Origin of the sequence: Streptococcus sp. 27098_8_103, from assembly GCF_041432345.1 — a bacterium.
In the GTDB taxonomy this organism is placed as follows: domain Bacteria; phylum Bacillota; class Bacilli; order Lactobacillales; family Streptococcaceae; genus Streptococcus; species Streptococcus mitis_BV.
Genome location: NZ_JAPVZK010000041.1, coordinates 1 through 11,724, shown reverse-complemented (window position 1 = coordinate 11,724; position 11,724 = coordinate 1). Strand labels below are relative to the sequence as shown.

Sequence of the window (11,724 nt, the reverse complement as noted above, 5' to 3'; positions counted from 1 at the left end):
ATTTTTTCTGTCTAACTTTTGGGGTGCAGGACACTTTTTAGTAATTCGTTTTTTATTTCCTGTAGAAGTGCTGATTGACCATTACCCTCATAAGAATCAAATCGTCTATACACTTCTGAGGGTAGTGAAAAAATATAATCAAAATCACTAACATTTCGAACAGCCGTCGTTCTCCCCACACTACCAACAATCAAACCATTGTCAATTTCTTCATCTTCAAGCTCATCTAAGGAATAGTATTTTCGATTAAGTCGTTTCGTAATCTCTTTTAATCTATTCTTCCATTTTTCCCATTCCTCGTCCGTCATGGGGAGTTCGTCTTCGCAAAATTCTTTAAAATCATTAGATAAAGACATTACTCTTCCTCCTTAATTTCCATCAATTCTTTTGGAATAAAGTATCTATAATCTTCCTCATAATCATTATCTTTTCTCGATTTTATTAGTTTTGAAGCCTTGGATACATTTTTGGGAGAAGCATTAGAAAGTTGACTATAAGTAGCATCTCTTCGAAATTTTAATTCTTCGAAAGATTCTTGGATTTCACTTGATGGTTTTCCATTGTAAACCACCTCAGATAAAAGAATTTCAGCTAACACTTTAAGATTCCAAAGCTCATCAACAGATTTCCTCTCCAAAGCTAGTCGTTCCTCAAAGTTAAACTCCTTGGTGATGCTAAAAATTATTGTAGTGACTAATGATAAAAATGCTGTAACAAGCTTTATCCAATATTCATCAAACCAAAGTATTCCAACTAAGCCAGAAGAGACAACTCCAGAAATGATTATTGTTGCTATTCTAAACCATCGAATATAGCTTTCTAACTCGTCAATTCTAACCGCATGAATTTTATGAGTCCAACCTACATTTACTATAAATTTTTTAAGTTGAAAGTGTAATTTTTCTTGATTTTTCGACATTAAACCTCCTCCTTACTATTTTTGCTTATCTTGGTATGTTTCCCAAACAAATGACACTACCGTTAATGCAGATCCTACAACAACTGAAGCATACCTTGGTGGCAATTCTATAAAGTTAGCTCCCTTACCATGACCATCACCTTTATCATTTCTAAGACTGTTAATACCCTTGATAATTTGATTCAAACCACTTAGAACTAGCTTTACATCTTGATTATTTTTTGCTGAAATATTTTCATTAGAATCCAAGTTTAAAAATTTAAAGACTTTCTTTTGCAAAGTTGCAATATCATTAGAATTAGAATACTCAATTTTTTCATGGTCTAAAATATGTTTAAAACATGATTCCAACAATTCCTTAGCTTTTCCAATAGCGTCCGCTGGAGAGCGAGAAATCATTTCATTCATAATCCCCATTTGCTTATCTATATAGTCGCTATCAAAATAGTCAGATAAAGATTCAGCAACATTATTTAAGTAGGCCATTTGTGAGACTTCATACTTCGAAAGTCTCTCTTTCAATTTCAATGCCTGAGAGTTCCTCTCTTCAGTTTTCTCGTAATATGAGTCAGGAAGGTCTTCATAATATCTAAGTAAATCTAAAGCTAATTTTAAAACCAGTTCATCTGGTTCGTTATCTACAAAAGCCTGTAAAGCTTTCCCTTTTGAACCTCCATATTTCTCTTGAATATTTACTCCTACTGAATTAAAAGTAAAATTAGCAAAAGTAGAGTTAGAAAAATTTAATACATAACCGTCACTATTAAAAAATGCTTTTATAAAACTCTTATCTTGAAAATTTAATTCCATATCAAGTTCCCTAGATTTAAAACATCAACTCGCTTCAAACAAATCCAGTTGACCAAAACTTTCTTCGAGTTTCTGTTGCTTTGCAATTACATCACTATTTCGTAAATCTGACACTAACTTTTCAGCAATATACCACATCATTACTGGTGGAATAGCATTCCCCAGCATTCTATATTGAGCACCTTCTGAACCAAGCAATTCATAGTTTTCTGGAAACGACTGAATACGTGCAACCTCTCTTGGAGTATAGCGACGGTAACGTCCATTTTCTAACAAAACAGGGTCAGTGCTATTTAAGGATACTTTTGCTAAATGAGAACTAACCGTATTACTCGGCTGTTCAATGTCTTGTGCTCGTCCTTTATTCATTTTTTTGCCAGATTTACTATTTAGCATTCCTTGCACAGCCCTCTCGCTAAAATAATACTTTTCATCAATATCTTGCTGAAGAATTACTTTTAGTGGTGTATAATCTTCTACATTTTGAATAGGCTCTTCAGGAAATTCAAAAGTAAAATTCAAATCCTTTCGAATACCAACAATAAACACTCGCTCTCTCTTTTGCGGAACGCCGTATTTGGTGGCTACGCAAAGTTTATAAGAAACATTATAACCAGCTTTTTCGAACTCTTCAATAATTAGAGGAAAGGCTTCTTTATTGTTTGCAGACAAAATTCCCTTAACATTTTCGGCAAAAAATGCTTTTGGTTGATGAGCTTTTAACACTCGCACCATCTCAAAAAACAATGTCCCTTTTTCGTCTTTTATTCCTAAGCGTTTCGGATTTTGAGCACTAACAGAAAATGATTGACAAGGAAAACCTCCCGTTAAAATATCGAAAGATGGGATTTCATCTGATTTTATTTCTCGGATATTTCGATTGTCTGGAGTAACACCAAAATTCTTTTCAAACATTTTATTGGCACTGTCTTCAATATCATTTGCATAGACAATCTCAATTTGATTATCGGCATAATGTTTACCTAAAAAATCAAATCCACCAGCAAAACCAATATCCGTTCCACCTCCTCCACTAAAAAGAGAGGCAATTTTTAGTTTCTTCAAATTAAATTCTCCTCAAAGCCAACTGACGATGAAAAACGGACATCATATCCATCTTTTCTCTCAATCAGAAGCATCTTCTCATTTTTGACTAACTCATACAAATTCTTGATAATAAACAATTTTTTGCTATGTTTAGAAATCTGCAAACGATAAATATAGTATCTATCACGCACAGATTTAGCAGTTCGCCATTCGTTCGGTGTGATATGAAACGAATTAAAAGTAATAGAAGCATTGCTGACAGTTGTTTTGACTTCAATATACTTTCTCAGCTCAGAATCATCACACTCAAAAGATTGAACATCGTAGCCGACACCAAACTGTGTTGGAATAAAATTCACCAGATGGAGCAACTGTTCTTGCCCATGTTCTCGTAATTTTTGTTTTTCATGATTGATAACAATAGCTTCTCCCGAACTCCCTACAACAGCGGTAGAGATTTTCTCGCTGTATTCGATGTGTTCAGTTAGATGTCCGATAATATCTGTTTTCTCTTCAGTAAAATCAATATCACTTGGAAGGTAGAGATTAAAGTTTGTCCTAAAATCAATATCTCCTAAATCACGATTGACATATTCGAACCAAGCACTTCTAAAATTTCGAACATCTTCAATTGTTGTAGAAGCATTTCCAATAAATTGAGCATAGCCATCAAAGGTAGCATCTGATTGCAAAAAGTCATTTATTGCTTGCTCTTCCATAGAATTTATTTTATACCTACCACCTTGAACAGTTAGTAAACTCGCTATAACCATGTAATCTAAAATATCTTTGGCATATCGAATAACATCTCCTTTAGTATCGTAAGCTACTTTAGACGCTCTATTCTCTTTGATACGATTCCATATTTCCAAAACAGGCTCTCTATCACGAGTACATCTCAAATCATTAAAGATACAATGGGCGACTTCTTCATCGGTGAGGTAAATAGTTTTTTCTTCAGCTTGTGAGGCTTCTGTAAATAGTTCCAGTAGATACTGAGCTGGCTTAAATTGAACTCCGATTTGACAAAGTTTAACAATCTCGTTATCTTTTAGATGCCCACCAGGATATTCAAAATTATACAAAAAGGTTTTAAAAAAGCGAATAAGGTCTTGGTCTTCAGTCAATTCCTTAGCCCTATTTCCTGAATAGACAAAGCCCTCTTTCTCAATCATCATTCCAAACAAAGAAGAAATCTCTGTTCGCCAGTTATTGATTGTTTTCTCTGTTTTATCTGCATTTCCTGCATATTGTTTGATAATGTCATTTAGTTGCTGACTAAATTCCTTTTTAGGCAATATTCCCAAATAAGAAATATTCGTTGCCATATAAACAAGTACATTTTCGACATCATTTTTAAAACGAGGTCTTGGGTGATGTAGTCTAAAATAATATTTCTCTGGAACTTGATACATAGTTATTCTTCGTTATTTTTTAAATATTTCAGTAAATTGTTTGCAATCTGCTGAGCCATTAAAGGAGGAACAGCATTACCAACTTGTCTAAATTGCTGTGTTTTACTTCCGTAAAAGATAAAATCATCTGGAAAAGATTGTAGACGAGCAGATTCCCTCACTGTTGGCACACGATTATACTTATAGTGGAAATGATGTCTATGCCCCGTATCAATCGTAGGAGCTGGCTTCCAACTAGCAAATCGTGTCCAAGCGACATTAAATTTTCTTGTTTCTCGTAATTCCTCTGGGAGATTTTTATAATTTCCACCGTCAGGGACAAGGGCAATTGTACTTATCACTTTTTCTGAATGCTTGGCTGCAACGTGGTTCAAAACCACGTTTGAACGTTTTCGCATTAGTTTTTGATAGTCATTTTGTGGTTCTGAAACATAAGACATTTCTATCTCGCCAAGTTCATTTTCTAATGTTGGTAAATCAGAAATTGCCATCTCTGTTGTAATGATTGTTCCCAATGCTTCAGGATATTCAAATCCATCATTCCTCGTCCCCACAAAAATAACACGTTTTCTATTTTGAGGAACTCCATAGTCAGAGGCCAGCAACACTTTAAACTGAACCTTATAACCCATTTTCGAAAATTCTTCTATGATAGTATCTTTTATTTGCCCTTTAAACAAACTAACAATCCCAATCACATTTTCAATGACAAAAGCAGTTGGCTGTATTTCTCGAACCAATCGAATATAAGACAAATAAAGTTTGTTCCTTGGATCATCAAATTTTCTAGGTCCAGAAAGCGACATCCCCTGACAAGGGGGACCACCTACAATTATGTCAATTTTTTGTTCTCCAATTATTGGTTTTATATCTTCCTCATAAGATATATTCGCAATATCTCCACATAATATTTCTGAATTCTGATGATTTTTTTGAAAGGTTTCTAAGGCTTTTTCGTCATTATCAATTCCTAATAGAACATTAAATCCAGCCATCTCGAATCCATAAGATAGACCACCTGCTCCTGAAAATAAATCTACAATGTTATATTTTTTCAACTGATAAACTCCACACTATTTTCTCATATATAATTATACCATACTGCGTACTTAAAAATAATTCTAATAGAGTACATTATATATATTCAACGTAAACTGAATGAACATTGTTTTTATTTATTCACTACTCAATCAATTCTATGATTTAGACTCCGAATATTATCATCACTAATTAAGTTAAACAGAAACAGACAGAATTATTAAATCCTGTCTCCCTTTATTGTTGTTCTTCCCAGTCGTGGTAGGCCCCGTAGAGTTGGCTTTTATTCCACTGGTAAATCTTAGCAACTTCCTTGATAGCTTGGTTTTTCTTCATACCTTGCTGAATACGGGCTTGGATTTCTAAGAACAAGTCTTCCTCGTCTTTTTCCTCCACATCTTGGCTGGCACCTTCAACGATGAGAAGACATTCACCCTTGAGTGGCGTTGCAGCGATGCTTTCTAATAACTCAGAGATAGTACCTCGTTGGTACTCTTCATAGATTTTGGTCAATTCCCTGACCAAGACGACCGAGCGGTCACCGTAGACTTCCAACATATTTTCCAATGTATCTGCCACACGATGAGGCGATTCATAGAAAATCTGAGTTTCAGGATAATCTTTTTTCGAGTCGAAAAATTGCTTTTGCTGGCCTGATTTTCTGGGTAAAAAGCCATAAAAGATATGTGGTTGCGGTGCTAGGCCACTTGCAATCAAGGCAGAAATTCCTGCAGAGGCACCTGGAACGGTGACAACTGCAATCTCTTCCTCAATAGCTACCTTGACCAAATCATGACCAGGGTCTGAGATACTAGGCAGACCAGCATCGGATACCTGAGCAATACTTTGTCCTGCTTTCAGGAAACCAATCAAATCAGGAATTTTTTCCTTGGCATTGTGCTCATGAAAACTAATCTGTTTGGTGGAAATATCAAAATGCTTGAGCAAAAGACCTGTATTGCGCGTGTCCTCAGCCGCAATCCAATCCACTTCTTTCAAGGTCTGGATAGCACGAAAGGTCATATCATCTAGATTTCCAATCGGCGTTGCCACTAGATACAGCTTGCCATAGGGAGACTGCCCCTTAAAACTTTTTTGAATCTGCATGCTTACTCCCTGTATAACAACTCGTCACAGAACATACATTCCTCGTCCTGCTCTCGACGTTGCCCATAAAAATCATTACATACGTGAAATCCGTCTTTATAAATCCGACGGACACTTTCGCGAACATGCTTAGCCTTGACAGGAGCGTCTGCTTCCACCTCACCCAAGCGTTCGCGCAACTTACTATTTTCCAAACGAAGAGCTGTATTTTCCTCTACCAGGCTCTTGAGATTTTTCTTGATGGCTTCCACATCGGCCAAGGTCACCAATAACTGTTGAGAAAAATCATCCAGTGCGTCAAATAATTCTTTTTTGTCCATAAACCAGCCCTTTCCTTTCTTTATCGTTCATTTTTGAGTTTACATTTCTTTCAAGACCAGATATTCCATGGCATTTTGAAAGCTGACATTAGCTTGCCACATTTTTCTAGCTTCTAACAAATCTTGTAGAATCACCCTTACTCTTGCTTGCAGAAGGTCCTGCCCACAGAGGACTTCAAGGATTCGCAAGACCTGATCCTGTTTTTCCTTATCATCTGCCAAGTTGGCTAATTTTGCAACTTGCAGATAACTTTCTTTTTTCTTAGCTACTAACCAAGTCAGCAGGCGTTCACTTTCATCAACCAAGGTCCAAAAACCTGCCTGATTAGCCAACTTTTCTGCTTCAGCTCGCGATTGACTAAACTGAGCTAAAAGAGTTGCTTTTTTCTTGACCAGACCTGCTTGTTCTAATTGATGGATGAGCTTTTCTTCTTGCTTTTTAAAGTAGAAAATCTGGGTCCGACTACGGATGGTCGGTAACATCTTTTCCTCATCGCTGGTCAAGAAGAAAATGTAAACCTCACTCTGGGGTTCTTCGATGACCTTGAGCAGAGAATTAGCTGCGTTGGGATGCATTTTATCAGCTTGCTCAATAATAAAAACCTGCTGCTGGCTTTCAATCCCTGCTTGAGAAAACTGACCCACCAATTCTCGAATGCGTTCTGTCTTAATGACCTGATTAACTGGTTTAATCAAGGTGACATCGGGAAATTCTTCCTGTTCAATCAGCTTACAATTTCGACATTTCTCACATGGTAAGACGCCTACCTTATCCATACAAAAGAAGCTCTTAGCTAAAAATTGCGCCATTTCCAAGCTTCCAAAGAAACCTGAAAAGAGGTAAGCATGATTGACCTGGTCTTGTTCTAGGATACGGACAAAGCGGTCAAACTGAGCTGGTTGCCAGGCCTTTAGTTGATCTTGTTTCATTTGGCCAAGCCCATTCTGTCAAACAAGACAGCCTTGGTAGTTTCCACAACTTGCTCCAAAGGAAAACTAGCATCAATCTTGACTATGCGATTTCCTTCTTTGTCCAGAAGAGAAAGGTAACCTTGACGGACTTTTTTGTGCAAGTCCAACCCTTCCAAGTCCAAACGATTGACCTCACGATTGCTATTAGAAGCAATTCGAGCCAGTCCTTCTTCCACCTCGATGTCAAAATAGAGGGTCAAATCGGGTTTAAGGCCATCTGTCGCAAACTGATTTAGCCAGTCAATGGCGTCAATATCTAAGCTACGACCAAATCCCTGATAAGCAACGGAACTATCGATGAAACGATCCATAACGACCAACTTGCTAGCTTCAAGTGCTGGAAGAACTTTTTCCACCAAGTGCTGTCTGCGACTGGCGATATAGAGAAGGAGTTCCGTTTTAGGATCCATCTGAGTATGACTTGGGTCCAAAATCACTTCCCGAATCTTCTCCCCAATCAAGACTCCGCCAGGTTCACGGGTCGTCAGCACCTCTACCCCTTTTTCCTCTAAAATTGGTAGCAGAGCCTCTAAAACACTGGTCTTTCCTGCTCCCTCTGGTCCCTCAAGAGAGACTAAAAATCCTTTTGACATGTCTAACTCATTTCTTTTTTACTACTTCTATTCTATCAAAAAATAGGGGTTTGTGACAATCTTTTTTGTCTTCTCATTTAATACTCAATGAAAATCAAAGAGCAAACTAGGAAGCTAGCCGCAGGCTGCTCAAAACACTGTTTTGAGGTTGCAGATGGAAGCTGACGCAGTTTGAAGAGATTTTCGAAGAGTATCAACCACCATAAAAGAGGCAGTCAAAGCCACCTCTTATTTACCTAATTCTTGTGTTCGTTTGTAGGCTTGATGAACTGCATCCATGATTGTTCCTCTAAAAGCATGTGCTTCTAGGCTTGCTACACCAGCGATAGTCGAACCGCCTGGGCTACAGACTTGGTCTTTCAATACTCCAGGATGTTGCTGACTTTCAAGGACCAATTGCCCAGCTCCTACCACAGTTTGAGCTGCCATTTTTAAAGCTGTTTCCCGTGGCAATCCTGTCTGAACACCTGCATCTGCCAAGGCCTCAATAAAGAGATAGACAAAAGCCGGCCCACAGCCTGCAAGACCTGTCGCCGCGTCGATTAAGCCTTCTCCTAGTTCAACCAAGAGACCAGCCTTAGTTAAAAGCTGACAAAAGAGATCACTGTCCTCAACCCTGCAATTAGGAGACAAGGCATAGCTAATCACTCCTTGACCGATAGAAGCAGGAGTATTTGGCATCATACGAATAATTCTGTGTTGATTTGGGATAAGACTTGCTAGTTTTTCTAAAGTCAATCCAGCTGCCATGGAAATCAAAAGAAGACTTTCTCTTTTTTCAAGGATGGTCTGGTATTGAGAAAGCAGTTCAGAAAACTGAGCAGGCTTAACTCCTAGAAAAATCACATCTGCTTCTGCGAAGATTTCGTCATTGCTAGAAGCCTGACCGCCAAAGTCGGCGATGAAAGCATCCACCTTGGCTTGACTACGATTGGCAAGGAGAAGGTCATCACCCGTCTTGGCCTGCAAAACAGCCTTGGCCAAACTAGCACCCATATTCCCCAAACCGATAAATCCAATCTTCATCTCTTACTCCCTTATCTGTCCGTCACCAGTAACCACATACTTGTAGCTAGTCAACTCCTTCAAGCCCATTGGACCACGCGCGTGCAGTTTCTGAGTAGAAATCCCCATTTCACAACCAAGACCAAATTGGCCTCCATCTGTGAAACGAGTTGAGGCATTGACATAAACCGCTGCTGAGTCCACTTGATCTGTAAAGTAAGCTGCAGCTTCAGCATTTTCCGTCACAATGGCATCCGAATGATGGGTACTGTGAGCTTCAATGTGGGCAACCGCTTCTTCTAAACTGCTCACAACCTTAACAGCTAGGACATAGTCTAAAAACTCAGTGTCAAAGTCTTGGGCCGCAGCTGCTTTACCTGAAACAAACTGACTTGCTTTCTCATCCAAGCGGAATTGAATTGGTTCCAGACCAGCTTCTTTTCGATCTGAAACCAGCACTTGCTCCAAGCGAGGAAGGAAGCTTGCTGCTTTGTCTTTATGAACAAGTAGAACCTCCATGGCATTGCAGACAGAAGGACGACTAGTTTTGGCATTGTTGATGATAGATAGAGCCTTATCTTCATCTGCGTCCTTATCGACATAAACATGAACAATCCCAGTTCCTGTCTCGATAACTGGTACGATAGCATTCTCAACCACGGCATTGATCAAGCCAGCCCCTCCACGAGGAATGAGAAGGTCTAGATAGCCCTTGGCCTTCATCATGGCATAGCTACTTTCACGGCTGGTATCTTCCACCAGTTGAATCACATCTGGGTGAATAGTAGTCGTTTCCAAGCCCTTCTTCAAGGCTGTGACAATGGCATGGACAGTTTGATAGGCATCCTTCCCACTACGAAGAACAACCGCATTTCCACTCTTGAGAGCCAAAGCAACTGCGTCTGACGTCACATTTGGACGACTTTCATAGATAATACCGATAACACCCATAGCCACACGTTTTTTGGTGATAACCAAACCATTTTCAAGATGACTTGTTTCTAAAACTTCACCTATTGGATCTGGTAAGGCAACCACTTCACGAATCCCAGTTGCCATTGCTTCTATACGCCCTGCATCCAAATAAAGACGATCCAGCATCACATCTGAGATTTTACCCTTAGCAGCTTCCATATCGAGGGCATTGGCCGCTAAAATTTCCTCAGTAGCTGCTAATAAGTGGTCAGCCATGGCTAGCAAGGCTTGGTTTTTCACCTCTTCACTAGCAGTGTTAATCGATTTTTTAACAGCCTGTACCTGTTCAAATTGTTCTTGTGTACTTACCATAGTTTACCTCTAAAATTCTGTAAAGAGTAGTTGGATTTCAGGAGTAATGGAAATCCAGTCATCACGGTGAATCAAGACACCCTTGGCTTTTTGAGAACGCAACATATCCTCCAAAGCAGATGCACCAAATTGCACACGCCCTTTTCCAAGTGATTTTCCACTTTCCTTGTCAAATACTGTCACGATATCACCATAAGAAAAGGCGCCTTCTGCTTCAACAATACCAGATAAGAGAAGACTCTTTCCATGTTGAGAGAGAGCTTCAGCAGCCCCTTTATCAACCCAAATAGAACCTTGACTCTGAGCATAAAAGGCCAGCCATTGTTTCTGGGTACGAAGTCCCTTCTCTTGAGCAACAAAGTAGGAACCATCCTTGGTCTCCTCAGCTGCCTCAATCATGGCATCTGACTTCAAAGATGAGCAGATATAAACAGGAACTCCTGATTCCGTCGCAATAGTTGCAGCCTTGATTTTTGTTAGCATGCCCCCAGTTCCGTTTGAAGAACCTGCTCCACCGGCCATATCAATAATCTCACGATTGATGGTCTCGATTCGCTCCAATCGTTTGGCTCTTGGGTCTGAATTAGGATTTCCAGTATAAAGACCGTCTACGTCTGTCAGGAGGACCAAAAGGTCTGCTTGGACCATGGCCGCTACCTGTGCACTCAGAGTATCATTGTCGCCAACCTTGAGCTCATCAATGACGACACTATCATTCTCATTTATGATAGGAATCGCGCCACGGCTAAGTAGAACTGACAAAGCCTGATGGGCATTTTTATAACGGCGCTTATCCACAAAATCATCCTGAGTCAGTAAGATTTGTGCAGAAACGATTTGGCGCAAGAGAAGATTGGTCGTGTATTCTTCCAACAAAAGCCCTTGTCCTACCGCTGCTGAAGCCTGTTTATCAGCAATCTTAGTCGGACGCTTTTTAAATCCTAAGGCCCCAAAACCTGCAGCAATGGCACCTGACGACACCAAAATCAATTCATGACCAGCTTCGTGCAACATAGCCAATTGCTGGGTAATAGCCTTTACCTTACTACGTGATAAACTTCCATCCTCATTTGTCAGAGAAGAAGTCCCCACCTTAAAGACAATCCGTTTGTATTTCATAGTCTCACTCCGATTCTTCATATTTATCCATTATAACATGAATGACAGTAAATAGAAAAGAGTTGATAGGAAAAAGAAGGCCCTAAAACCTT

Annotated in this window: 13 protein-coding genes; all 13 read right to left on the bottom strand. The window is 39.2% G+C overall.

What is annotated here, in order from left to right; all coding sequences use genetic code 11:
• Positions 1–11 precede the first annotated feature (11 nt).
• On the bottom strand, positions 12–356 hold the full coding sequence (locus O3599_RS09350; RefSeq protein WP_247939869.1) for a hypothetical protein: 345 nt from the start codon (positions 354–356) through the stop codon (positions 12–14).
• Entirely contained in the window at positions 356–919 is a 564-nt protein-coding gene (locus O3599_RS09345; RefSeq protein WP_247939870.1) for an SLATT domain-containing protein, read from the bottom strand. The genes O3599_RS09350 and O3599_RS09345 overlap by 1 nt, the downstream gene beginning before the upstream one ends.
• A gap of 15 nt (positions 920–934) precedes the next feature.
• Positions 935–1,729 carry an abortive infection family protein gene (locus tag O3599_RS09340; RefSeq protein ID WP_247939871.1) on the bottom strand — a complete coding sequence of 265 codons (795 nt, stop codon included), beginning with the start codon at positions 1,727–1,729 and terminating at the stop codon, positions 935–937.
• A gap of 24 nt (positions 1,730–1,753) precedes the next feature.
• The gene (gene dcm / locus O3599_RS09335) at positions 1,754–2,794 is read right to left on the bottom strand and encodes a DNA (cytosine-5-)-methyltransferase (RefSeq protein WP_000734158.1); all 1,041 of its coding nucleotides are present in this window, start codon (positions 2,792–2,794) and stop codon (positions 1,754–1,756) included.
• A complete protein-coding gene (locus tag O3599_RS09330; RefSeq protein ID WP_000285316.1) occupies positions 2,791–4,191 on the bottom strand; it encodes a protein NO VEIN domain-containing protein in 1,401 nt (466 codons plus the stop codon). Before O3599_RS09330 ends, dcm begins: the two co-directional genes overlap by 4 nt.
• A 2-nt stretch (positions 4,192–4,193) precedes the next feature.
• Complete coding sequence (locus O3599_RS09325) at positions 4,194–5,249, bottom strand: DNA cytosine methyltransferase (RefSeq protein ID WP_247939872.1); 1,056 nt, start codon at positions 5,247–5,249, stop codon at positions 4,194–4,196.
• A gap of 217 nt (positions 5,250–5,466) precedes the next feature.
• Positions 5,467–6,336, bottom strand: a complete 870-nt coding sequence (gene rsmI, locus O3599_RS09320; protein WP_247939873.1) for a 16S rRNA (cytidine(1402)-2'-O)-methyltransferase — start codon at positions 6,334–6,336, stop codon at positions 5,467–5,469.
• A gap of 2 nt (positions 6,337–6,338) precedes the next feature.
• Entirely contained in the window at positions 6,339–6,656 is a 318-nt protein-coding gene (gene yabA / locus O3599_RS09315; protein ID WP_000358227.1) for a DNA replication initiation control protein YabA, read from the bottom strand.
• Positions 6,657–6,695: 39 nt separating this feature from the next.
• On the bottom strand, positions 6,696–7,586 hold the full coding sequence (locus O3599_RS09310; protein WP_247939874.1) for a DNA polymerase III subunit delta': 891 nt from the start codon (positions 7,584–7,586) through the stop codon (positions 6,696–6,698).
• On the bottom strand, positions 7,583–8,221 hold the full coding sequence (tmk, locus tag O3599_RS09305; protein ID WP_247939875.1) for a dTMP kinase: 639 nt from the start codon (positions 8,219–8,221) through the stop codon (positions 7,583–7,585). Before tmk ends, O3599_RS09310 begins: the two co-directional genes overlap by 4 nt.
• A gap of 228 nt (positions 8,222–8,449) precedes the next feature.
• Positions 8,450–9,247, bottom strand: a complete 798-nt coding sequence (gene proC, locus O3599_RS09300) for a pyrroline-5-carboxylate reductase (protein WP_247939876.1) — start codon at positions 9,245–9,247, stop codon at positions 8,450–8,452.
• Positions 9,248–9,250: 3 nt separating this feature from the next.
• Entirely contained in the window at positions 9,251–10,513 is a 1,263-nt protein-coding gene (locus O3599_RS09295; RefSeq protein WP_371512676.1) for a glutamate-5-semialdehyde dehydrogenase, read from the bottom strand.
• Between the two features lie 9 nt (positions 10,514–10,522).
• Positions 10,523–11,632 (bottom strand): glutamate 5-kinase, encoded by a 1,110-nt coding sequence (proB, locus tag O3599_RS09290; RefSeq protein WP_049523376.1) that lies wholly within the window; start codon positions 11,630–11,632, stop codon positions 10,523–10,525.
• Between the last annotated feature and the right edge of the window lie 92 nt (positions 11,633–11,724).

What these genes read in the sequence shown, in the direction of transcription:
- proB (WP_049523376.1), bottom strand. Translation starts at nt 11,632, where the DNA reads ATGAAATACAAACGGATTGTCTTTAAGGTGGGGACTTCTTCTCTGACA.
- O3599_RS09345 (WP_247939870.1), bottom strand. Translation starts at nt 919, where the DNA reads ATGTCGAAAAATCAAGAAAAATTACACTTTCAACTTAAAAAATTTATA.
- proC (WP_247939876.1), bottom strand. Translation starts at nt 9,247, where the DNA reads ATGAAGATTGGATTTATCGGTTTGGGGAATATGGGTGCTAGTTTGGCC.
- O3599_RS09295 (WP_371512676.1), bottom strand. Translation starts at nt 10,513, where the DNA reads ATGGTAAGTACACAAGAACAATTTGAACAGGTACAGGCTGTTAAAAAA.
- O3599_RS09310 (WP_247939874.1), bottom strand. Translation starts at nt 7,586, where the DNA reads ATGAAACAAGATCAACTAAAGGCCTGGCAACCAGCTCAGTTTGACCGC.
- yabA (WP_000358227.1), bottom strand. Translation starts at nt 6,656, where the DNA reads ATGGACAAAAAAGAATTATTTGACGCACTGGATGATTTTTCTCAACAG.
- O3599_RS09340 (WP_247939871.1), bottom strand. Translation starts at nt 1,729, where the DNA reads ATGGAATTAAATTTTCAAGATAAGAGTTTTATAAAAGCATTTTTTAAT.
- O3599_RS09350 (WP_247939869.1), bottom strand. Translation starts at nt 356, where the DNA reads ATGTCTTTATCTAATGATTTTAAAGAATTTTGCGAAGACGAACTCCCC.
- O3599_RS09330 (WP_000285316.1), bottom strand. Translation starts at nt 4,191, where the DNA reads ATGTATCAAGTTCCAGAGAAATATTATTTTAGACTACATCACCCAAGA.
- tmk (WP_247939875.1), bottom strand. Translation starts at nt 8,221, where the DNA reads ATGTCAAAAGGATTTTTAGTCTCTCTTGAGGGACCAGAGGGAGCAGGA.
- rsmI (WP_247939873.1), bottom strand. Translation starts at nt 6,336, where the DNA reads ATGCAGATTCAAAAAAGTTTTAAGGGGCAGTCTCCCTATGGCAAGCTG.